Genomic DNA, 21,967 nt, shown 5'->3' with positions numbered 1-21,967 from the left:
CTCCGCGCCATGGTGATCGTGGAGCGACTGCGGGCTGACCACGCGCCCGCGCTGCTGGAGTTCGAGCGGGAGAACCGGGCGTACTTCACCCGGTCGATACCGGACCGGGGCGACGCGTACTTCGCGGAGTTCGCGGAGCGGCACCGGAGCCTGCTGGAGGAGCAGGAGGCGGGGCTGCACCGCTTCCACGTCGTCCTGGACGAGGCGGGCGAACTGATCGGACGGGTCAACCTGGTGTGCGTCGCGGAGGGCGCGCCCGAGCTGGGCTACCGGATCGCGGAGCGGGCGGCGGGGCGGGGCGTGGCGACGGCGGCGGTCGCGGAGGTGTGCCGCCTGGCGTCGGAGACGTACGGGCTGAGGGAGCTGCGGGCGGTCACGACGGTGGACAACCTGGCGTCCCGTACGGTCCTGGAGCGCAACGGCTTCGCGCACGTCGGCGAACTGACTTTGACGGGCCGCCCCGGCCTGCGCTACCACCGCGTCCTGGGCTGACCCTGCGGCGGAAGGGCGGGGATCACCGGATACGCTGCGGCGCCCGCCCCTCGGGACCGGGCACCGCTCACCGTCCCCCTCCTCTCCAGTGGAGCCCCCATGGCCATCAAGAAGGCGACCATCCAGCAGCAGGTCGCCGCCGCACTCGCCGAGGCCAACCCGGCCGACCGCCCGCTCGTCACGATCCAGGCGGTGGCGGGCCCGAGCGTGTGGCTGATGAGCATGCTGGGCCTGATCGGCCAGCTGTTCCTGACGTACTACTTCATCACCGTGACCGAGCAGGCGGTCGTCATCCACAAGGCGGACCGCATGACCAACCGCCCGAACCACATCGCGTACGCGCTGGCCCCGGCGCAGGTGGCGGGCGCGATCGGCGACATACGCCGCAACACGGTGTGGAGCTCGTTCCGCTTCCAGCTCCCGGGCCGGCCCCAGCCCACCCGCATGAACGTCCACCGCCAGTGGCGCGCCGAGATGGACCACCTCCTCACCCTCCTGACGGGCACCAACCCGGCCCCGGCCCCCGCCCGGCCCACGTCCGGCCCTCACGCCTGATCCGGGTACAAGGCCCGTCCCGCCTCGTCCGGGCACGACGAAGGCCCGGCTGCCTTGGGGGCTGCCGGGCCTTCGTCTACATGGGAAAGTGGAGATGGCGGGAATCGAACCCGCGTCCAACGGTGCGGAACCAGGGCTTCTCCGTGTGCAGTCCGCTTCGCTTTTCTCGGCCCCGGAGATCACGCGGACAAGTCTCCGACGGGCTCAGTCACTGTGTGATTTCCCTCTACGCCCCGTGACCGGGCCTAGAGGTTTAGTTCCCTAGCTGATGCCAGGATCCGGGTCGGGAACAGCCCCGGGCTGACACTTCGCGAGTCGCTACTTAGGCAGCGAGGGCGAAGGAATCGCGCTTGGTGTTGGCGATTATTTTTTCGGCCTGTGGTTTACGAGATCATGGCCGCTTCCTCGACACGCTTCCCCTGCTTCGACAGCCGCTGTCGAAACCGATCATCCCCATGTTGATTTTTCAAGCCCCCGGAGGGGCGCCGCCCCTGCCGTGAGGGGCAGGTGCCATCGTACGGGATCAACCTCGGACCATGCCAGCGTATTTCCCCGGACGTGTGACCTGCGCCACTCGCCCGGCAGGTGTCACGCGCGCTGGCGGCGGCGGATCGCCGACATGGTGCGCTCGGCCTCGCGGCGGTCCTGCTTCTCACGCAGCGTCTGCCGCTTGTCGTACTCCTTCTTGCCCCTCGCGAGGGCGATCTCGACCTTCGCCCGGCCGTCCTTGAAGTACAGCGAGAGCGGCACGATCGTGTGACCCGTCTCCCCCGACTTCGACTCCAGCTTGTCGATCTCCGCGCGGTGCAGGAGCAGCTTCCGCTTGCGCCGGGCCGTGTGGTTGGTCCACGTGCCCTGGCTGTACTCCGGTACGTGGACGTTGTGCAGCCACGCCTCGTGCCCGTCGATCTGCACGAAGCCGTCCACCAGCGAGGCCCGCCCCTGGCGCAGCGACTTCACCTCGGTGCCGGTCAGGACGAGACCGCACTCGTAGGTGTCCATGATGTGGTAGTCGTGCCGCGCCTTCTTGTTCTGCGCGATCACCTTGCGCCCTTTTTCCTTAGCCATAGTGCGGCCATTTTCGCACTACGTGCCCGCCCCGAGGCCACTCAATACCGTACGGGCCCGCTCCTCCGCCCCCGTCGGCGCCGGGACGTCCGGGGCGATGCCGCGCCCGTCCACCCGCGCGCCCGCCGGGGTGCGGTAGTGCCCGACGGTCAGCTCGGCCACCGAGCCGTCCGGGAGGCTGCTCGGCATCTGCACCGAACCCTTCCCGAAGGTGCGCGCCCCGACCGTGACGGCCCGCCCGCGGTCCTTCAGCGCGCCGGTCAGCAGCTCGGCCGCGCTCATCGTGCCGCCGTCGATCAGCGCCACGACGGGCCTGCCGGTGTCGCCGCCCGGCTCGGCGTACAGGGCCTTCTCCTCGCCGTGCACGTCGTACGTGGCGACGAGCCCGCCGTCGAGGAACGCGGACGCGGCGTCCACCGCCTCGGTGACCAGGCCCCCGCCGTTGCCCCGCAGGTCCAGCAGCACCCCCGCCCCGTCGGGCGCGCCGTCCACGGCCTTGCGCACCAGCTCGCCGCTGCCGCGCGTGAACGCGCTGACCCGGATCAGCACCGCGTCGCCGACCCGCCGCACCGTGACCGCCTCGGTGGCGAGCCGGGCGCGGCGCAGCGTCAGCGTCCACGCGCGCGTGCCCCGCTGCACACCCAGGGCGACCGTGGAACCGGCCTTCGCGCGCGTACTGCCCCCGTCCGGGCCGTCGCCGCGCAGCAGGGCGACCACCTCGGCGGCCGTGCGTCCGCGCACGGGGCGGCCGTCGATGGTGACGATCCGGTCGCCGCGCCGCAGTCCCGCCCGCTCGGCCGGGCCGCCGGGCTGCACGCGGGCCACCTCGACGTGCCCGTCGGCGGTCCGGCGGGCCCCGAGGCCGACGCCCGTGTACGAGCCGTCCAGGGCGCGCTGGAGGTCCTCGTACTCGCTCTTGTCGTAGACGGCGCCCCACCGGTCGCCGCTGCGGCTGACGACCTCCTCGGCGGCCTTCGCGACGGACTTGCCGTCCGCGGCGGCCTCGGCGGCGGCCCGTACCACCTCGTCGCGGACCTCTTCGTCACCGGGCGCGCCGGGACGGGGGTCCGGGTGCGCCGACGGGCCGCTGCGGGGGGCCCGCGACGCGTCGCCCTCGTCGTCGTACGGCAGTGCCCCGGTGGCGGCGGCCGTCGCGAGGACGGTCGCGAACAGCACGGTCAGTACGGCCCCGCGCCCGATGCGGCGGGGCCGGAGCGAGGACTCTGGACCCGGCAGCGACATGGCGCCCACTCTAGGACAAGCAGAAGGCGCCGTACGGGGGTTGCCCGCACGGCGCCCGGGGCGCTTGTCACACCTTCAGATACTTGCGCAGCGCGACGGCGGCGGCCAGTGACGGCATCAGCAGGCCGATGACGAGCACCAACGGCAGTACGGAGAACACCGCGTCCCAGCCGATGAACTGGACCAGCGGCATCTGCTCCGCCAGCGAGAGGCCCTCGTCGATGAGGAAGTACCGCCCGATCAGCAGCAGTCCGCAGGCGACCAGACCGCCCAGCAGCCCGGCGAACGCGGCCTCCATGATGAACGGCATCTGGATGTAGAAGCTGGACGCGCCGACGAGCCGCATGATCCCGGTCTCGCGGCGGCGGCTGAACGCCGACACGCGCACCGTGTTGACGATCAGCATCAGCGCGATCAGCAGCATCAGGCCCATGACGACGAGGGCGGCGACGTTCATGCCGCGCATCATGTTGAACAGGTTCTCCAGGATGCCGCGCTGGTCCTGCACCGAGTGGACGCCGGACCGGCCCGAGAAGGCGGTGGCCACCACCTCGTACTTCTCCGGGTCCTTGAGCTTCACCCGGAACGACTCCTGCATCTGGTCCGGCGTGATGACGCTCGCGATGGGCGTCTCGCCGTACTGGTCCCGGTAGTGGTCGTACGCCTCCTCCGCCGACTCGTGGTGGACCGTCTCCACGATCGACAGCTTCTTGAGGTCCGCCTCGATCTGCTCCTTCTGCTGGGCGGTCACGGCGCCCTTGGAGCAGGTGTCGGCCGTCTCCGCGTCGTTCTTGTTGCAGAGGTAGATGGTGACGTTGACCTTGTCGTACCAGAAGTCCTTCATCGCGTTGACCTGCTGGCCCATCAGCACGGCGCCGCCGAAGAGGGCCAGGGACAGGGCCACGGAGACGATGACGGCGAACGTCATCGTGAGATTGCGGCGGAGGCCGACACCGATCTCCGAGAGTACGAACTGGGCGCGCATCGCGTGCGTAGAGCCTTTCCTTGCCGTGACTGAAGCCTGCTGCTGCCTGCTGCTGCTACCGCCGCTGACCGCGGTGGGTCAGTGCTGGTAGCCGTAGACACCGCGGGCCTGGTCGCGGACGAGCCGGCCCTTCTCCAGCTCGATGACGCGCTTGCGCATCTGGTCGACGATGTTCTGGTCGTGCGTCGCCATGACGACGGTGGTGCCCGTGCGGTTGATCTTGTCGAGGAGCTTCATGATGCCCACCGACGTCTGCGGGTCGAGGTTGCCGGTCGGCTCGTCCGCGATCAGCAGCATCGGCCGGTTGACGAACGCGCGCGCGATGGCCACGCGCTGCTGCTCACCGCCGGACAGCTCGCCCGGCATCCGGTCCTCCTTGCCCGCGAGCCCGACCAGGCCCAGGACCTGCGGCACGGACTTGCGGATCTCGCCGCGCGACTTGCCGATGACCTCCTGCGCGAAGGCCACGTTCTGCGCGACCGTCTTGTTCGGCAGCAGCCGGAAGTCCTGGAACACCGTGCCCAGCTGGCGGCGCATGTGCGGCACCTTCCAGTTGGACAGCCGGGCGAGGTCCTTGCCGAGGACGTGCACCGTTCCCGTGCTGGCGCGCTCCTCGCGCAGCAGCAGCCGCAGGAAGGTGGACTTTCCGGAGCCGGATGACCCCACCAGGAAGACGAACTCGCCCTTCTCGATCTCCAGGGAGACGTCCCTGAGCGCGGGCTGGTTCTGCTTCGGGTAGGACTTGGAGACGTTGTCGAATCGGATCACGGGTGCACCCACGGTCGGCCGGGAGGAGTAGGTGAGCGTGACCATACGCGAACCGGGATGCCCCGTGCAGGCACCGTCCGGACTTGCCCGGATTGCCCTTTCTCAGGGGCTGCGCTAAAGGCTCCTGACCGGCGGAAATCCGGCGGGGCGCGCCTAAAATCGTGGGACCTGGCACAGTGGAAGGGGAACGGACGCGTTTCCCGCAGCGTTGTGCGGAGAGAACCGGGTGGTCCGGGTGGACGGTCCGCGGTCCGGCGGCTCCGCCGCGCGGGAGGAGGAGAGCGCATGACCTATGACCGATTGGTGTGCGCCAACTGCGCCGCGCCCGTGAGCGAGGGCCGCTGCCCCGTCTGCCGGGCGAACCGCCAGCGCATGCAGCAGAGCCCCTGGGGCAATCTGAGCCCGTTCGCCCTCGTGACGCTGTTCCTGCTCCTGGTGGCGACGGCGGCCGCGCTGGTGCTGGCCCACCAGCCGGCGTAGCGGGTCGCGCACACGCGTCGGCCCGGCTCGCCGTACGGCCGCGTACGACCCCCGTACGGCCCCCTGAAGGTCACGGGAAGGGCCCGGGCACCGTGGGTACGGTGTCCGGGCCCTTCCGTGTGCCCGGGACGTCCGGGCGCTGGTGCTCTTAGGCGACCGTGCGGCCGCCGCCGACCAGGCGCGGCAGCATGCGGAAGCCGATGCCGCCGGCGATCATCGTCGCGGCACCGATGAGGAGGAACGAGGTCTCGGCGGCGCCGGTCTCCGCCAGCTCCTCCTTGGCCTCGCCCTGCTGCACCGGCTGCGAGCCGACGTTGTTGGTGCCGGGGTTGTTGTCGGCGCACTCGGCACCGTCGACGGTCACCTCGCAGGTGCCGACGTTGCCACCGGTCGAGCCGGCCCCGCCGGTGGACGCGGTGTCGTCGCCGCCACCGGTGGTGCCGGTGGTGTTCGAGCCGCCGTTGGAGGAGGAGCCACCGCCCGTGGTGGACGCGCCACCGCTGGACGACGAGTCGCCACCGGTCGTGGACGAACCACCGGTGGAGGACGAGCCGCCGCCGGTCGTGGAGGAGCCACCGGTCGTGGAGGAACCGCCGGTGGAGGAGGAGCCACCGCCCGTGGTGGACGCGCCACCGCTGGACGACGAGTCACCACCCGTGGTGGACGCGCCACCGCTGGACGACGAGTCACCACCCGTGGTGGACGCGCCACCGCTGGAGGAGGAGTCGCCGCCAGTGCTGGAGTCGCCACCGCTGGACGACGAGTCACCACCGGTCGTGGAGGCCCCGCCGCCGCTGGACGACGCGTCGCCGCCGGTCGAGGACGCGCCACCGCTGACGGACACGCCACCGCTGACGGACACTCCGCCGCTGGTGGACGAGTCGCCGCCAGTGCTGGAGTCGCCACCGCTGGACGACGCGTCGCCACCAGTCGTGGACGCACCACCGCTGGAGGTGGAACCACCGCTGGTGTCACCGCACGTGGGGTCGATCGGGGGGCACTCCTCGGTGGTGAAACCGATCTCGAAGCCCGCCGCCTGGGCGGCCCCAGCCGCGGTCAGGGACGCGCCCGCGGCGATCACCGCACCAGCGGCTATCCGCGCGACCCTGACCCGCATCTTCTTGGTCATAAAGCTGCTACCCCCAGTAGCTGTTCTCGTCAGTGGAGCAGCGCACCGGGGCCAGGACAGGAGGGCCGCGACGTTACTGGACCAGCCCCCGTTCACACGCGCCCCAGATTTCCGCGCATGCCGCGCCCCAGACTTTCGGCTTTTCGAAGGGCCGTCAAGGTCGTTACGCCGCAGAATGGTTGGGTGCTCCGGGTTTGCCCGCTATGCGGGCATGCATCTGTGACGTAAACGCTAAATCCCCTGGCAGACAAGCCGATTACCTTGTCGACAAAGCCACCCGTCGCCCTCCGCGTGCCCTCGCACCGGGCCGACCCTGCGCGCTCGCGGGCGGGGCAGGCAGTCCGGCGACGAGGCTCATGGCTCGCGGCTCGGATTGTCGCAGAGCGCTTGGGCGTTGATGTCGGCCCTCGTCACCATCCGGCTTCCCGTTGACCATCTCCGTGACGTCGACGTGGAAACCATCCGGAAGTCCGCCCCTCAAGGGCTGGTCCTCCCTCAGGAAGCCGTCCCACCGCCTCGCCACGAACACCCCGGACCGCACCTCGTCCGACACCGGACCAGCCGCACGCCATACCGTCCTGAAGCCGCCCGGGGCCTCGACGTACATCTCCGCCCCATACACCTCACGCGCGGGGCAGAGAGGGTACGCGACCACCAACTGCCCGGCTGGGTCCATACGGAAGCCGAAGTACGGCGAGCGGGGGGTCCGCGTGAGCACACACCCGGACAGGGTGAACACGACCGCGAGAACGGAGCCGACCGCGACGGCGCGCAACGCCTTCGGGGCACGAGACGTTCACGCCACCACCGTCCTGTAGGCAGGCCCCCGCTCGTAGGCGGGACAACGCTCGTCCCGAGGGGCCCGCATCGTGGCGATCGGCGCCGGGTGGTGTCAAGAACTGATGTCGGCCGGTCCGGCCGGCTGGCCCGCGTCGGGGGGGAGAGAGAACACGACGGCGCCGCACCCCCGGGTGGGGAGTGCGGCGCCGGGCGGGCGAAGAGGGCTTACTTCTCCTGCTCCTGCTGCTTGCGCCAGCGGATGCCGGCCTCCAGGAAGGCGTCGATCTCGCCGTCCAGGACCGCCTGCGGGTTGCCGACCTCGTGCTCCGTGCGGAGGTCCTTGACCATCTGGTACGGGTGCAGGACGTACGAGCGCATCTGGTTGCCCCAGGAGCTGCCGCCGTCGCCCTTGAGGGCGTCCATCTTGGCGCGCTCCTCCTGGCGCTGGCGCTCCAGCAGGCGGGCCTGGAGGACGCGCATCGCGGACGCCTTGTTCTGGATCTGCGACTTCTCGTTCTGGCAGGACACGACGACGCCGGTCGGGATGTGCGTGATGCGGACCGCGGAGTCCGTCGTGTTGACGGACTGGCCGCCGGGGCCGGAGGACCGGTACACGTCGATGCGGAGCTCGTTCTCCGGGATCTCGATGTGGTCGGTCTGCTCCACGACCGGCAGCACCTCGACACCGGCGAACGACGTCTGGCGGCGGCCCTGGTTGTCGAACGGGGAGATGCGGACCAGGCGGTGCGTGCCCTGCTCGACGGAGAGCGTGCCGTACGCGTACGGGGCGTGCACGACGAACGTGGTCGACTTGATGCCGGCCTCCTCCGCGTACGACGTCTCGTAGATCTCGGTCTTGTAGTCGTGCCGCTCGGCCCAGCGCAGGTACATGCGCTGGAGGCGCTCCGCGAAGTCGGAGGCGTCGACACCGCCGGCCTCGGCGCGGATCGTGACGAGGGCCTCGCGCTCGTCGTACTCGCCGGACAGGAGCGTGCGGACCTCCATCTCGTCCAGCGCCTTGCGGACCTCGGCGAGCTCCGCCTCGGCCTCGGCGAGCGTGTCCTGGTCGTCCTCGGCCTCGGCGAGCTCGAACAGCACCGCGAGGTCGTCGATCCGGCCGCGCAGGGTCTCCGCCTTGCGCACCTCGGCCTGGAGGTGCGAAAGCCGGCTGGTGATCTTCTGCGCCGCCTCGGGGTCGTCCCACAGGGAGGGCGCGGCCGCCTGCTCCTCGAGCACGGCGATGTCTGCCCTCATCTTGTCGAGGTCGAGGACCGCCTCGATGGACCCCATGGTCGAGGTGAGGGACTTCAGCTCTTCGGATACGTCGACGACTGCCACGGGTCCAGCGTAACGGCTGGCTGCGACAGTCCCCTCCCCCGAGGGCGGCGGACCGCTCCCGGGGGCGGCGGAGGCGCGCTCCCGCGTGGGCGCGCGCCGGCGCGGGCCGGGCGGGCTACGGGGCCGTCTCCGGGGCCGACTGGCGGGAATCCTGCGGCGGGGCCTCCGCCTCGTCGCCGCCGACCGCGAACCAGCCGCCGACGCCCACCGCGACCACCAGGGCCGCGCCCGCGACGGACAGGGCGAGGCGGCGTCTGCGGACGGCCGACGACCTGTTGCGGGCCGAGCCGGGGCGGCGCTGGCCGGCGGCGCGGGGCGCGCGGGCCGTGCCGAGGGGGCCGCCGGACAGCTCGTCCGGGCCCGGCACCCGCATCGACGTGTGGGTGTCGCGGCTGGAGTCCGCCGAGGAGCCCGGGACCAGCGGGACGGCGGCGCGGCGCGGACCGTCGGGGAGCGTGGGGTACGGGTCGTCCTCGTACGGCTCCGACGACGGCTCCGCGCCCGGCTCGTCCACCTCCAGGGGCGGCATGTGCGCGACGAGCGGCGCCAGCTCGTGGAGCCGGGCGGCCAGCTCCGAGGCGCGCAGCCGGGACGCGGGCGCCTTGGCCAGGCACTGGACGATCAGCTGCCACAGCTCGTCCGGGATGCCCGGCAGCGGGACGACCGTCTCCGTGACGTGGCGGCGCAGGACGGCGCCCGGGTGGCCGCCGCCGAACGGCGTGAAGCCCGCCAGCAGCTCGTACAGGACCGTCGCGAGGGCGTAGATGTCGACGGCGGCGCGCGGCGGCAGGCCCTCGACGATCTCGGGGGCCAGGTAGTCGGGGGTGCCGATGATGCGGTTGGTACGGGTGCGGCGCGGGGTGTCGATCAGCTTGGCCACGCCGAAGTCGGTGAGGAGGGCGGGGTGGGCGCCGCCCGGACCGAGGGGACCCTCCATGTCGAGGAGGATGTTCTCGGGCTTGACGTCCCGGTGGACGACCCCGGCGGCGTGCGCGGCGGCGAGGCCCTCGGCGACGTCCGCGACGATGGCGACGGCCGCCGCGGGCGCGAGGCGGCGCTCGCGGTCGAGGCGGCTGCGCAGGTCGGTGCCCCGGACGAGGTCCATCACGAGGGCCAGGTCGTTGCCGTCCACGACCAGGTCGCGCACGGCCACCACACGCGGGTGCTCGAGCCCGAGCAGTGCGGTGCGCTCCTGGACGAAGCGGCCGACGAGTTCCTGGTCCGACGCGAGGTCCTCGCGCAGCAGCTTGATGGCGACGGGGCCCTCAGGACCCTCCCCGAGCCACACCGTGCCGGCGCTGCCCCGCCCCAGGATCTGGTGAGCCGTGTACCGGCTGCCGATTTTCCGTGCCAAGACTGCTCCCTCAGCGGCTGGCGTTCCCGACCAAGTTACGCGGGTGGGAGCACCACCACTCACGCGGGAGCGGAAATCACCCCTCCGGAGTCGACAAAGCGACAGGGTGGGTGTCGGCGGGGGTGTCGGCCCCCGCGGTGGGGCCGCAGAGGCGGCGGGTGGGCCGCCCCGGCGCGCACCACTGCTGTACCGGGTCAGCCGCCCCCGGAGGGCACCGCTGTACCCGGGCGAGTCGCCTCCGAGCGGGTTGCCGCTGTGCCCGCCGCCCCGGCGCGGCTTGCTGCTGTACCCGAGTCAGCCGCCCCCGGGGACGACCCGCTGTGCCCGGGCAGTCGCTCCCGGGGCGGGTCGCCGCTGGGCCGGGGCGGTGACCCCCGGGGTTACTGCTGTGCCGGGGCGGTGATCCCCGGGGGGTTACTGCTGTGCCGGGGTGGTCGGCGTCTCGGTGCTGCTGGTCAGCTCGGAGATCCAGTCGCTCACCGTGGAGAAGGCGTCGCCGATGGCCTCCCAGTAGCCCTTGCCCTGGGCGATCCAGTCCTGGAGCGGGGTCAGCTCCCAGATGAGCCAGCCCGCCACGACGAACAGCACGATCGTGAACAGGCAGCCCTTGAGGCAGCCCAGGCCCGGGATGCGCATCGGGTTGGCGCTCCGCTGCCGGGGCGCGCGGGGCGCGGGCGGCTGCGGCTGCTGCGGCTGGACCGGCGGCTGCGGGGCGTACTGCTGCCGGGGCGGCTGCGGCTGCTGCCGAGGAGCGGGGGCGTACTGCTGCTGCGGCGGGTGCTGGACCGGCGGCTGCGGCGCGTACTGCTGCGGCGGCGGCTGCTGGCCGTACTGCTGGTGCTGCTGGGGGTACTGGGGCGGCTGCTGCTGCGGCGGGGGCGGCTGCTGCGGGCGGCGCTGGGGGCGGCGGCGCAGCGGGTCCTCGCTGGGGTCCATGTACTGGATCTGCGTCTGCTCGTTGCGGTCACGGGCGGCGCGCAGCTGCGTCTGCCACGGGTGCGGCTCCTCCGGCCGCGGTACGGGAGGCATGACGGCGGTCGGGTCGGCGGCGCCGCCCTGCTGCCCGGCGCCGGCACCGGCGGCCGGTCCGGTCTGCGGGAGGACGCTGGTCGCGGCCGACGGGTCGTACCGCCCGCCGCCCTGGCCCGTGTTCGGCAGGACCTGGGTGGCGTCGGAGGCGCCCGGCACGTCGGGGGCCGGGGTGGCGGGGACGGGCGCGGGCGACGGGTCGGGCGCCAGCAGCGCGCCGACGCCCTCGGCCGCCTCGATCTCCGCGACGGTCGCGTGCACGCCGATCCCGGCGGCGACCACGCGCAGCCCGCGGGCCAGGTTCTCGGCGCTGGGGCGGCGGTCGGGGTCCTTGCTGAGGCACCGCTCGATGACGGTCCACAGCGGGGCGGGCACGGTCGAGGGGCGGCGGGGCTCCTCGCTGAGGTGCCGGTGCAGCACTTCGAGTGCCGTGCCGCCCGCGAACGGCGGACGGCCGGTGACCAGCTCGTACAGCAGGATGCCCGCGCCGTAGATGTCCACGGCGGAGGTCTGCGGGCGGCCCTCGGCGGACTCCGGCGCCACGTACGCGGGCGTGCCGACGAACTCGTGGGTGCGGGTCAGGCCCGGGGAGTCGGCGAGGCGGGCGATGCCGAAGTCGGTGAGCATCGGGTGCATCCGCCCGTCGCGCTCGGCGAGCAGGACGTTCGCCGGCTTGAGGTCGCGGTGCACGACGCCGTCGGCGTGGCTGGCGGCGAGCGCGTCCGCGATCTGGGCGGTGAGCAGCGCGGCGGCGACCGGGGTCAGCGGGCCGTTCTCGCGCAGGTAGCGGTGGAGGTCCGGGCCGTCGACGAGGTCCATGACGAGGGCGAGCAGGTCGCCCTCGACCACCAGGTCGCGGGTGCGGACGATGTTGGGGTGGGTGAGGCGGAGGAGGACCGAGCGCTCCCGCAGGAAGCGCATCACCACGTCCGCGTCGTTCGCGAGCTCCTCCTTGAGGACCTTGATCGCGACGGTCTCGCCGGGCTGGCCCGGCACGGCCGCCTCGGCGCCCGCCGTCTCCCTCTGGCGGGCACGCCAGACGGTGCCCGTGGCGCCGCGTCCGAGCGGCTGCTCGAGCAGGTACTTGCTGCCGACTGGCCGCACGGTCATGCGCTCCCTGCGATCGTGTCCGGAGCCGCTTCGCCTCCGGGGGCTTCCCGCCCGAAGACTCCGCGTCCGAAGCTGGCTCTGCGTCCACCCACTCTAGTGCCGTTCCGGCCGCTTCGAATTTGCTTCGAACGTCCCGTCCTCAAGGGTGGCGGGAGGGAAGACGCCCGGCCGGGGCCGCCGGTTGCCCGGGGCGCAGATGCGACCAGGGCGGGCGCAATCCGGCGTTTCCCCTGGCGGCCGGGGAATTTCAAGATCATTTTTTGCCGGTCCGCGGACATCCTGTCGGTGGCAGGTGGGAGGATGCACCCTGCACGGCGCACCGCGGGGCCGGGAGCCCCGGGACGGGCCGTGCCGACCTGTACCGGACGACGTGTCCGCGCACGGGCGGGGGGACGCCGAGGGCCTGTCCTCCCGCTGCCGGGCGCGTCGCGCAGAAGGGACCGCTGACGGCGATGCAGATCCGGCTGACCGTCCTCGCGGCGCCGCCCGGCGGGCAGACCGCACGGCGCGCCTGCGACGTGCTCGTCACCGCCCCCGCGGGCACCGCGCTGGCCGCCGTGGCGTCCGGTGTCGCCGCCGCCGTGGCCGGCCCGGACGGCGCGGCGGGCACGGGCCCCGTCGTGCTGTACGCCGGGCGTGAACGGCTCGACCTCCAGCGCTGCGCCCTGGGCGAGCCTCCCCTCGTGGACGGGGCGGTGCTGGCGCTCCAGGTCCCGGCGGAGGACACGGGCGCACCGGACGGCGCGGTGGCGCGCCTGCACGTGGTGGCGGGCCCGGACGCGGGCGGTGTCCACCTGCTGCACCCCGGGCACATCCGCGTCGGCCGGTCCGCCGACGCCGACGTGCCGCTGGACGACCCCGACGTGTCGCGCCTCCACTGCGAGGTCACGGTCGGGGACGACGGGCGGGTGACGGTCGCGGACCTGGGCTCCACGAACGGGACGACGCTGGACGGCCGCCCGGTCGGCCCCCGGCCCGTCCGCCTGCCCGCGGGGGCGCTGCTGCGGGTCGGCGAGTCCGCGCTGCGGCTGTCGGTGGGTGCGGAGTCCGCCGCGCCGCTGCCGACGGCCCCGGACGGCGAGGGACATGTGCGCGTCACCCGCACGGGGGTGCCCTCCGCGCCGGAGGCGGGCGGTACGGCGGGGGCGGGTGCCCAGGAGGGTACGGGCGCCCCGGCGGGTGCGGGGCGCGGTGCGGTGCCGGGCGGCGCCGGTACGGGCTCCGCCGTCGCGGCCCGGCACGAGTGGGCGACCGGCGTCCCGGGCGGCAGCCGGGAGGACGGGCACGGCTCCACGCGCGCGGGGACGGGTACGGCGCAGGGCCTCCATCAGAGCTCCGCGCACGACGGCCCCGGCGCCCCGCACGGCGGCGCCCGCGTGCCGTACGGCCGCCCCGGCGACGGCCCCGCTGCCGACCCCCAGCACGCCTACGCGCGCGAAGGCGGCCCTTCCGGCGCCGTACCGGCCCCCGCCGACCCCCGCTTCGGCGCCGCCGCCGCGTACGACCGCACCGCCCCCCACGCCGACGCCACCCCGCACGGCACCGCCACCCCGCACGGCATCGACCCGCACGGCGCCGCCGGCTCCGGCGTGTACGACGGGATGGCGCGCGACCAGGGCGGCGTCGGCGGGACGCCCGCGCGCGGGACCCGCGTGCCCGAGCAGCCCGCCCGGCGGCGCGGCATAGGTGCCTGGGCGCGGCGGCTCACCGGGGCGCGCGGCGACCAGCAGGACCGGGAAGCGGCCGGTGGCGCCCGCACCGGGGCCGTACCGGCGGACGTCCCGCGCGGGTCCGGCGCCGAGGCGTGGCCCGACCCGGCCGCCGTCCTGCTGACCGCCCTCGGGCCCGGCGCACGGCTCTGGGAGCGGACACCGGGCCACCCGGAGGCGTTCGCGGTGCGGCTCGGCACGACGGACCGGGCCGACCTGGCCGCCGTGCCCGTCACGGTGGGGCTGCGCGAGGCCGGGTCGCTGGGCCTGGCCGGGCCGCGCGCCCGCCTGCTCGGCCTGGCCCGCTCGGTCGTGGCGCAACTGGCCGCCCTACACGCCCCCGCGGACCTGGAGATCGTGCTCGTCGGCGCCGACCGGGCCCGCCCTCTGGAGGAGCGCCGCCGCGACTGGGCGTGGCTCGGCTGGCTGCCGCACGTACGGCCCGCGCACGGCCAGGACTGCCGGCTGCTGCTGGCGTACGACCGGGACCAGGCGGCCGCGCGGATCGCGGAGCTGACCCGGCGGCTGGACGACGGTCCGCTGGGCCCCGGCTGGGCGGAGGCGGACAGCAGGACCATCGGCGAGGCGGCGGAGCGGTTCCGGCGGGCGCAGGAGGCGGGCGCCGGAAGCGGGCCGTACACGATGGTGGTCGTCGACGGGGACCCGGGCACGGCGGCGCTGCGCGAGATGGTCGCGCGGCTGGCGGGCGCGGGCGCCGCGGCCGGCGTCCACGTGGTGTGCCTGGCGGAGACGGCGCCCGCGACGGCGGTGTTCCCGGCCGCGGCGGCGTACGAGGCGGCGTGCGCGGCGGCCCCGGCCTTCCGGGAGTGCGGCGCGGTGGGCCTGCTGACGGGTGACGTGGCGACGGCGCTGCGGGTGATGCGTACGGCGGGCGGGCATCCGGCCGGGCATGGCACGGTCGCGGCGGTGGACGCGGTGTCGGGGGCGTGGGCGGAGCGGTTCGCCCGCTCGCTGGCGCCGCTGCGCGCGGACGGGCCCGAACAGCCGGGGCGGGCCGCCGCCGTGGCGCTGCCCCGGTCGTCGCGGCTGCTGGACGAGCTGGAGCTGGCGCGGGCCACCCCCGCGTCGCTGATGGCGCGCTGGGCGTCGGCCCCGGACGGCACGGCGGTGCTGGGCGCGGGGCCGCGCGGCCCGCTCGCCGTGGACCTGACCGGCCCCGACGGGCCGCACCTGCTGGTGGAGGGCCCGGCGGGCAGTGGCCGTACGGAGCTGCTGCGCTCCGTCGCGGCGTCGCTCGCCGCCGCGTCCCGGCCGGACCGGCTGGCGCTGCTGCTGGTGGACGGCGCGGGCGGCGAGCGGGGCGACGGCCTCGGCCCCTGCACGGACCTGCCGCACGTGGTGGACCACCTCGTCGCGTCCGACCCGGTGCGGATGCGCGCCTTCGCGCAGGCGCTGGGCGCCGAGCTGAAGCGGCGCGCGGAGCTGCTGGGCCACGACGGGTTCGCGGAGGCGCCGCGTGACGGCGACGGCGCCGACGGCCGCCCCCCGCGCGCGGAGAGCGGCCGTACGGGAGGCGGCCCCGGCGAGGGCGCGTACGGCACCGGGCACGGAGCCACCGCGTACGGCACCGGACACGGCGGCAGCGGGTACGGCGTCGGCGAACGGCCCGGCGGCGAACGGGTCGTACCCGAGCAGCGTTCCGCGCGCGACGCGGTGCCCGAGCAGCGCGGCGGCGACCTGGAATCCGCGCCCAGCCGGACCCTGCGGCTGCGCCCCGCCGCGAACGCCGGGCGGGCCGGACGGTCCGGGGGCGAGACACCCGTACCGGCGCTGCCCCGGCTCGTCGTGCTGGTCGACGACCTGGACGCGCTGGTCGCACCCGCGCTCGGCAGCCCCGGCCGCCCCGCCGCCGGTTCGGTCGTGCGGGCGCTGGAGGCCGTGGCGCGCGACGGGGAGCGGCTCGGCGTCCACCTGGTCGCGGCGACGGCGCACCCGGACCGTACGGCCGGTACGGAGCCGGACCGCCGGACGCGGCTGCGGGTGGTGCTGGACGCGCCGCCCGTGTCGCCGGGCCCCGACGGCCCGGCGCCCGGCCGGGGGCGGCTGCGGCACGCGGACGGGCGGGTCACGCCGTTCCAGGCGGGCCGCGTGACCGGGCGCATCCCGCGCACCGGGACGCTGCGCCCCACCGTCGTACCCCTGGAGTGGGAGCGCATGGGCGACCCGCCGGCCCGGCGTCCCGTACGGGAGCTGGGCAACGGGCCGACGGACCTGGCGCTGCTGGCCAGCGCCCTGGACCGGGCGGCCCGCTCGGTCGGCGCGGAGCCCGTACCGCCGCTGGTGCCCGCGTCCGACACGGCGGGCCCGGTGCGCTGACGGGACGTCACGAGGCCATCACGATCGGGGAGTAGAGGCGGAAGGCGGTATTGCGGCCCTCCGGAACGCGGCGTAGACCAGAGCGAAAGGGACAGACGACAGGGACAGACGAACAGGGACGACGCACACGGGAGAAACGGGGCAGTGATGCGGGCAACTCCACGCAAACGCCGGACCGTCGTGGCCTTCGCGGCCATCGGGGCCCTGGCGCTCACCCTCTCCGCCTGCGGTGACGGCGGCAGCGGCGGCGACGGTTCCGGCGGGTCCGGTGGCAAGGCGACCGGCAAGGACACCGCGCCGACCGTCCGGCTACCGAAGCTGGACGGCCAGCAGCTCCAGGTCGTCGCCGTGTGGACGGGGCCGGAGCAGGAGGCGTTCACCAAGGTCCTGAAGGAGTTCGAGAAGCGCACCGGGGCGCGCGTCTCGTACGTGCCGACGCAGGACGCGATGCTCAACTACATCGGCACGAAGATCGCCGGTGGTTCGCCGCCCGACGTGGCGATGCTCCAGCAGGTCGGCGCGCTCCAGCAGGCCGTGGAGCGGAAGTGGGCGAAACCGGCGAACGCCGAGACGAAGGCGCAGCTGGCGAAGAACTACTCCCAGGGCTGGCAGGACCTCGGCTCGGTGAACGGCACGCAGTACGGCGTGTACTTCAAGACCGCCAACAAGTCGCTGATCTGGTACAACGCCGCCGTCTTCGAGAACGCGGGCGCGACCGAGCCGAAGACGTGGAAAGAGCTGATGGCCACCGCCGAGACGGTCTCCGCGTCCGGCGTCACGCCCATGTCCATCGGCGGCGCCGACGGGTGGACGCTGACGGACTGGTTCGAGAACGTCTATCTGTCGCAGGCAGGGCCCGAGAAGTACGACCAGCTGGCGAAGCACGAGATCAAGTGGACCGATCCCTCGGTGAAGCGGGCCCTCACGACGCTCGCCGAGCTGTTCGGCAAGCCGAACCTGATCGCGGGCGGCGCGGCCGGGGCGCTCCAGACGGAGTTCCCGACATCGGTGACGCAGACGTTCACGGGCGGCGACCAGCCGAAGGCGGCGATGGTCTTCGAGGGCGACTTCGTGTCGATCAACATCGCGCAGACCGAGGCGAAGATCGGTACGGACGCGAAGGTGTTCCCGTTCCCCGCGGTGGACGGCGGTGAGCCGCCCGTGGTGACCGGCGGGGACGTGGCCGTGGCGCTGACGGACAAGCCCGCCTCGCAGGCGCTGCTGACGTTCCTCGCGTCGCCGGACGCGGCGGCGATCTGGGCGGCGGAGGGCGGGTTCCTCTCGCCCAACAAGTCGCTGGACCCGGCCGCGTACCCGAACGACGTGCAGCGCGGCATCGCGAAGGCACTGATCGCCGCCGGTGACGACTTCCGCTTCGACATGTCGGACCAGATGCCGCAGTCGTTCGGCGGCACGCCCGGCAAGGGCGAGTGGAAGGCCCTCCAGGACTTCCTGAAGAACCCGAAGGACATCGCGGGGACGCAGGCGCGCCTGGAGGCGGACGCGGCCAAGGCGTACCAGAACGGGGGCTGACGCCGTGGCAGCCGCTCCCCCGACACGGCAGCAGCGGCACCGGCGGACGCACCGGGCGGCCACCCGCAGACGGGTGACGGGCACGCGCGGGCTGGTCGCCGGGGCGTTCCTGCTGCCCGCGCTGGTGCTGCTGGGCGCGCTCGTCGTGTACCCGATCGGGTACTCCGTCCAGCGGTCGTTCTTCGACCGGGCCGGCACGGGCTTCGCCGGCCTGGACAACTACGTGGAGATCTTCACCGACGACACGATCCTGACAGCGGTGCGGAACAACGCGCTCTGGGTCGTCGTGGCCCCGACGCTGGCCACCGCGCTGGGGCTGATCTTCGCCGTGCTGACCGAACGGGTCCGCTGGGGCACGGCGTTCAAGCTGGTCGTCTTCATGCCGATGGCGATCTCCATGCTCGCCGCCGGGATCATCTTCCGGCTCGTGTACGAGCAGGACCCCGACCGGGGCGTGGCGAACGCCGTGTGGGTGGGCGTCCACGACACGTTCGCCGAGTCCTCCGGGTACCCCAAGGCCCGCCCCCTGCCGGTGCACCCGCTGAAGCCCGCGGGCAAGGGCGCGTACGAGACGAAGGAGCCGGTACGGGCCGGAACCCCGGCGCTGCTGCCGCTCGTCGGCGTGGCCCCCGCCAAGATGCCCGGCGACGCCCGCCCGGCCGCGCCTCCGCGCCCGGAGCCCGGGACGGTGACCGGCACGGCGTGGCTGGACTTCACCAAGGGCGGCGGCGGCACGCCCAACACCGTCGACGCCAAGGAGCTGGGCCTGAAGGGGCTGCGGATCGAGGCGGTGAAGGACGGGCGGGTCGTCGCCTCGGCCACGGCGGCGGCGGACGGCTCGTTCACCCTGCCCGCGTCGGCGGACGGGGCGCTGCTGCGGCTGCCGGAGTCGAACTTCCGGGAGCCGTACAACGGCGTGGACTGGCTCGGCCCCACGCTGGTCACGCCCGCGGTGATCGGCAGCTACATCTGGATGTGGGCGGGCTTCGCGATGGTCCTCATCGCGGCGGGGCTCGCCGGTCTGCCGCGCGAACTGCTGGAGGCCGCGCGCGTGGACGGCGCCAACGAGTGGCAGGTGTTCCGCCGCGTGACGGTGCCGCTGCTCGCGCCGGTGCTGGCGGTGGTGCTGGTCACGCTGATGATCAACGTGCTGAAGATCTTCGACCTGGTGTTCATCATCGCGCCGGGGTCGGTGCAGGACGACGCGAACGTCCTGGCGCTCCAGCTGTACCGGTCGTCGTTCGGCACGGACGCCCACCTGGGCGTGGGCAGCGCGATCTCCGTGCTGCTGCTGTTGCTGGTGATACCGGTGATGTTCTTCAACATCCGGCGCATACGGAGGGAGTCGCGGCGATGACGTCTCGTACCGGACCGGCCGCGCCGGACTCCCCCCGCTCCCCGGCTTCCCGGGGCTCGCAGAGCTCCCGGGCCTCCGGTGGCTCCTCTGCCTCCCCGCCGTCCCGCGGCTCGTGGGCGGCGCGGGCGGTGGCGCGGCTCGGCGGGGGCGTGGTGCGGGTGTTCCTCGTCCTGGTCGCGCTGTTCTGGCTGATGCCCACGGCGGGGCTGCTGCTGTCGTCGCTGCGGTCGCCGTCCGACATCAGCGGGAGCGGCTGGTGGACGGTGTTCACCGCGCCCGCGCAGCTGACGGCCGACAACTACGCGGCGATCCTCCGCAACGACACGATCACCGACTCGCTGCTGTCCACGGTCCTGATCACCGTCCCGGCGACGCTGCTCGTCGTCGTGATCGGCTCCCTCGCCGGATACGCGTTCGCGTGGATGGAGTTCCCGGGCCGGGACTGGTGGTTCCTCGCCGTGGTGGGACTGCTGGTGGTGCCCGTGCAGGTGGCGCTCGTCCCCGTGTCGAAGCTGTTCGGGGAGATCGGCGTGTTCGAGACGACGCTGGGCGTGGTCCTGTTCCACACGGCGTTCGGTCTGCCGTTCGCGATCTTCCTGCTGCGCAACTTCTTCGCGGAGATCCCGCGCGAACTGCTGGAGGCGGCCCGCCTCGACGGGGCGGGCGAGATCCGGCTCTTCGCGCGCGTGGTGCTGCCGCTGGGCGGTCCGGCCATCGCCTCGCTCGGCATCTTCCAGTTCCTGTGGGTGTGGAACGACATGCTGGTCGCGCTGATCTTCGCCGACTCGGACTCCCCGCCGATCACGGTGGCGCTCCAGCAGCAGGTCCGCCAGTTCGGCAACAACATCGACGTGCTGGCGCCGGGCGCGTTCGTGTCGATGGTGGTGCCGCTGGCGGTGTTCTTCGCGTTCCAGCGGCAATTCGTGTCGGGGGTGATGGCGGGCGCGGTGAAGTAGCCCCGCCCGTACGGGAGGTGGGGGGCGTACCGGCCGGGGAAGCCCGTGGAGCGGCGGCGTACGGCTGACCGGGCTCCCCCACCGTGCCCGGGCCCGGGACGCACGACGACGAACTGGACATCGACGCCGACCTGGTGGGCCGCCTGATCGCCGCGCGGTTCCCGCGCTGGGCGGACCTGCCCGTCACCAGGGTGCCGTCCGCCGGTACGGACAACGCCATGTACCGGCTCGGCGACGTCCTCGTGGTGCGGCTGCCGCGCGTCCGGGGCGCCGCCCGGCAGGGTCGCCAAGGAGCAGCGCCGGCTGCCGCGTCTGGTGCCGCACCTGCCGCTCGCCGCTCCGGTGCCGGTCGGCCGGGGCGAGCCGGGCGAGGGCTTCCCGCCGCCCTGGTCGGTGCTGCGCCGGCTGGACGGCGCCGACGCGTACGACGAGCCGCCCACCGGCCTGGAGGGCGCGCCGAGTCGCTGGGCGGGTTCGTACGGGCGCTGCGTGGCGTCGGCGCGACGGGCGGCCCGCCGTCGTTCCGGGGTGGCCCGGTCCGTGGCCGCGACGCGGACGCGCGCGCCGCGATCCGGGACCTCGACGCGGACGGCACCGCGACGGGGACGCCGCCACCGCGGCGTGGGAGGCGGTGCTGCGGCTCCCGCCGCGGGAGGGCGACCCGGTGTGGCTCCACGGCGACCTGCTGCCGGGCAACCTGCTCGGCGGGACGGCACCCTCACGGCCGTGATCGACTTCGGTGGGCTCGGCGTGGAGGACCCGGCGTGCGACCTGACGCCCGCGTGGACGGTCCTCACGGCCGGTCCGCGTGAGGTGTCCGGGCCGCCGCCGACGTGGACGACGCGGCCGGGCGCGGGGGCGCGGCCGGGCGCGGGGGCGCGGCCGGGCGGGGGGCAAGGCTGGGCGCTGTGCTTCGGGCCGACGGCCCAGCACCACCACCGCGTCAGGAACCCGGTGCTGGCCGCCGCGGGCCACCGCGCGGCCGTGGAGGCGCTCGCGGACACGACGGTACGCGCCCTGACCCCGCGCGCGCCGGCGTGTCCCCCTCGTGCCGGGCGCGCGCCCGGCAGGCCGCAGGACGGTACGCGCCGCCCGGGCGTGCGCGTCCCTCAGGCCCGCAGGGCGGCCACCGACGCGTGGGCCAGGTCGTCGAGGTACCCCTCCGGCAGCCGCGCGTCCCGTACGACCACCAGCCGCCAGTACAGCGGGCCCACGACGAGGTCGAGCGCCCGGTCCGCGTCCGCGCCCCGGGCCAGCTCGCCCCGCTCGACCGCGTCCCGCACCACCTGCGCGACGACCCCGCGCTGGCTGTCGAGCAGCGTCGCCCGTACCGCCTCGGTGATCTCCGGGTGCCGGGCCGCCTCCACCAGCAGGTCGGGGATGACCTGCGACGCGACCGGGTGGCGCAGCGCGTGCGCGGCGACCTCCAGCAGGGCGCGCACATCGCCGTACAGCGAGCCGGTCGCGGGGGCGGGCAGGCCCTCGACGGCGAACGCGGTCAGCAGGTCGAGCACCAGCGACAGCTTGGACTTCCAGCGCCGGTAGACGGCGGTCTTGCCGACACCGGCCCGCCGTGCGATGCCCTCGATGGACATGCGCGCGAACCCGACCGCGGCCAGCTCCTCGAAGACGGCCGCGCGGATCGCTTCGGTCACGTCCTCGCGGAGCACGGCGGCTCCGGCGGGGGCGCGGCGGGGGGTTCCGGGCGGGGGTGGCGTCATGCCGGGGATCATAGCGCGGCACCC

At 74.1% G+C, this 21,967-nt stretch carries 17 protein-coding genes and 1 other RNA gene; 8 read left to right on the top strand and 10 right to left on the bottom strand.

The genetic code is table 11. From position 1 onward, the window contains the following. Positions 1-9 precede the first annotated feature (9 nt). Both J116_RS17765 and J116_RS17760 read left to right on the top strand, forming a co-directional pair. Entirely contained in the window at positions 10-492 is a 483-nt protein-coding gene (locus J116_RS17765) for a GNAT family N-acetyltransferase (protein WP_023588420.1), read from the top strand. A gap of 99 nt (positions 493-591) precedes the next feature. Next, entirely contained in the window at positions 592-1,047 is a 456-nt protein-coding gene (locus J116_RS17760) for a hypothetical protein (protein WP_023588419.1), read from the top strand. An 86-nt stretch (positions 1,048-1,133) separates the two neighbouring features. Here J116_RS17760 and ssrA read toward each other — a convergent pair. The 5 genes from ssrA to ftsE form a co-directional block, all read right to left on the bottom strand. Continuing rightward, positions 1,134-1,502, bottom strand: a transfer-messenger RNA (tmRNA) gene (gene ssrA / locus J116_RS17755). Between the two features lie 133 nt (positions 1,503-1,635). Continuing rightward, entirely contained in the window at positions 1,636-2,115 is a 480-nt protein-coding gene (gene smpB / locus J116_RS17750) for an SsrA-binding protein SmpB (protein ID WP_023588418.1), read from the bottom strand. An 18-nt stretch (positions 2,116-2,133) separates the two neighbouring features. Beyond that, positions 2,134-3,357, bottom strand: a complete 1,224-nt coding sequence (locus J116_RS17745; RefSeq protein WP_023588417.1) for a S41 family peptidase — start codon at positions 3,355-3,357, stop codon at positions 2,134-2,136. 67 nt (positions 3,358-3,424) lie between these two features. Continuing rightward, positions 3,425-4,342 (bottom strand): permease-like cell division protein FtsX, encoded by a 918-nt coding sequence (gene ftsX / locus J116_RS17740; protein WP_023588416.1) that lies wholly within the window; start codon positions 4,340-4,342, stop codon positions 3,425-3,427. Positions 4,343-4,420: 78 nt separating this feature from the next. Next, on the bottom strand, positions 4,421-5,110 hold the full coding sequence (gene ftsE, locus J116_RS17735) for a cell division ATP-binding protein FtsE (RefSeq protein WP_028964199.1): 690 nt from the start codon (positions 5,108-5,110) through the stop codon (positions 4,421-4,423). 285 nt (positions 5,111-5,395) lie between these two features. Here ftsE and J116_RS17730 point away from each other — a divergent pair, with 285 nt between their 5' ends. Then, positions 5,396-5,590 carry a hypothetical protein gene (locus tag J116_RS17730; protein ID WP_023588414.1) on the top strand — a complete coding sequence of 65 codons (195 nt, stop codon included), beginning with the start codon at positions 5,396-5,398 and terminating at the stop codon, positions 5,588-5,590. A 148-nt stretch (positions 5,591-5,738) separates the two neighbouring features. On the opposite strand, the gene J116_RS17725 is transcribed toward J116_RS17730, so the two are convergent. The 4 genes from J116_RS17725 to J116_RS17705 form a co-directional block, all read right to left on the bottom strand. Further along, positions 5,739-6,719, bottom strand: a complete 981-nt coding sequence (locus J116_RS17725; protein WP_023588413.1) for an LPXTG cell wall anchor domain-containing protein — start codon at positions 6,717-6,719, stop codon at positions 5,739-5,741. Positions 6,720-7,724: 1,005 nt separating this feature from the next. After that, entirely contained in the window at positions 7,725-8,837 is a 1,113-nt protein-coding gene (prfB, locus tag J116_RS17715) for a peptide chain release factor 2 (RefSeq protein WP_023588411.1), read from the bottom strand. A gap of 115 nt (positions 8,838-8,952) precedes the next feature. Continuing rightward, positions 8,953-10,191, bottom strand: a complete 1,239-nt coding sequence (locus J116_RS17710) for a serine/threonine-protein kinase (RefSeq protein ID WP_023588410.1) — start codon at positions 10,189-10,191, stop codon at positions 8,953-8,955. Positions 10,192-10,605: 414 nt separating this feature from the next. Beyond that, positions 10,606-12,324 carry a serine/threonine-protein kinase gene (locus J116_RS17705; RefSeq protein WP_037947889.1) on the bottom strand — a complete coding sequence of 573 codons (1,719 nt, stop codon included), beginning with the start codon at positions 12,322-12,324 and terminating at the stop codon, positions 10,606-10,608. 458 nt (positions 12,325-12,782) lie between these two features. Here J116_RS17705 and J116_RS17700 point away from each other — a divergent pair, with 458 nt between their 5' ends. The 5 genes from J116_RS17700 to J116_RS28655 all read left to right on the top strand — a co-directional run bounded on the left by J116_RS17700 (position 12,783) and on the right by J116_RS28655 (position 20,952). Further along, a complete protein-coding gene (locus J116_RS17700; protein WP_023588408.1) occupies positions 12,783-16,376 on the top strand; it encodes an FHA domain-containing protein in 3,594 nt (1,197 codons plus the stop codon). 147 nt (positions 16,377-16,523) lie between these two features. Further along, entirely contained in the window at positions 16,524-17,909 is a 1,386-nt protein-coding gene (locus J116_RS17695) for an ABC transporter substrate-binding protein (protein ID WP_079147911.1), read from the top strand. A 4-nt stretch (positions 17,910-17,913) separates the two neighbouring features. Next, positions 17,914-19,266, top strand: coding sequence for a carbohydrate ABC transporter permease (locus tag J116_RS17690; RefSeq protein ID WP_023588406.1), 1,353 nt, complete (start codon positions 17,914-17,916; stop codon positions 19,264-19,266). Next, entirely contained in the window at positions 19,263-20,222 is a 960-nt protein-coding gene (locus J116_RS17685; protein WP_051203546.1) for a carbohydrate ABC transporter permease, read from the top strand. Before J116_RS17690 ends, J116_RS17685 begins: the two co-directional genes overlap by 4 nt. Positions 20,223-20,286: 64 nt before the next feature. Further along, positions 20,287-20,952 (top strand): phosphotransferase, encoded by a 666-nt coding sequence (locus J116_RS28655; RefSeq protein ID WP_107487078.1) that lies wholly within the window; start codon positions 20,287-20,289, stop codon positions 20,950-20,952. A gap of 379 nt (positions 20,953-21,331) precedes the next feature. On the opposite strand, the gene J116_RS17680 is transcribed toward J116_RS28655, so the two are convergent. After that, the gene (locus J116_RS17680; protein ID WP_235617361.1) at positions 21,332-21,943 is read right to left on the bottom strand and encodes a TetR/AcrR family transcriptional regulator; all 612 of its coding nucleotides are present in this window, start codon (positions 21,941-21,943) and stop codon (positions 21,332-21,334) included. Positions 21,944-21,967 lie beyond the last annotated feature (24 nt).

The organism is Streptomyces thermolilacinus SPC6, assembly GCF_000478605.2.
In the GTDB taxonomy this organism is placed as follows: domain Bacteria; phylum Actinomycetota; class Actinomycetes; order Streptomycetales; family Streptomycetaceae; genus Streptomyces; species Streptomyces thermolilacinus.
This window is presented reverse-complemented; position numbering and strand designations above follow the sequence as displayed.

Excerpts from the sequence above, each read along its gene's own strand:
- J116_RS17745 (WP_023588417.1), bottom strand. The coding sequence starts at position 3,357 with ATGTCGCTGCCGGGTCCAGAGTCCTCGCTCCGGCCCCGCCGCATCGGG.
- J116_RS17725 (WP_023588413.1), bottom strand. The coding sequence starts at position 6,719 with ATGACCAAGAAGATGCGGGTCAGGGTCGCGCGGATAGCCGCTGGTGCG.
- J116_RS17760 (WP_023588419.1), top strand. The coding sequence starts at position 592 with ATGGCCATCAAGAAGGCGACCATCCAGCAGCAGGTCGCCGCCGCACTC.
- J116_RS17765 (WP_023588420.1), top strand. The coding sequence starts at position 10 with ATGGTGATCGTGGAGCGACTGCGGGCTGACCACGCGCCCGCGCTGCTG.
- J116_RS17730 (WP_023588414.1), top strand. The coding sequence starts at position 5,396 with ATGACCTATGACCGATTGGTGTGCGCCAACTGCGCCGCGCCCGTGAGC.
- J116_RS17680 (WP_235617361.1), bottom strand. The coding sequence starts at position 21,943 with ATGACGCCACCCCCGCCCGGAACCCCCCGCCGCGCCCCCGCCGGAGCC.
- ftsX (WP_023588416.1), bottom strand. The coding sequence starts at position 4,342 with ATGCGCGCCCAGTTCGTACTCTCGGAGATCGGTGTCGGCCTCCGCCGC.
- J116_RS17695 (WP_079147911.1), top strand. The coding sequence starts at position 16,524 with ATGCGGGCAACTCCACGCAAACGCCGGACCGTCGTGGCCTTCGCGGCC.
- smpB (WP_023588418.1), bottom strand. The coding sequence starts at position 2,115 with ATGGCTAAGGAAAAAGGGCGCAAGGTGATCGCGCAGAACAAGAAGGCG.
- J116_RS17700 (WP_023588408.1), top strand. The coding sequence starts at position 12,783 with ATGCAGATCCGGCTGACCGTCCTCGCGGCGCCGCCCGGCGGGCAGACC.
- J116_RS17685 (WP_051203546.1), top strand. The coding sequence starts at position 19,263 with ATGACGTCTCGTACCGGACCGGCCGCGCCGGACTCCCCCCGCTCCCCG.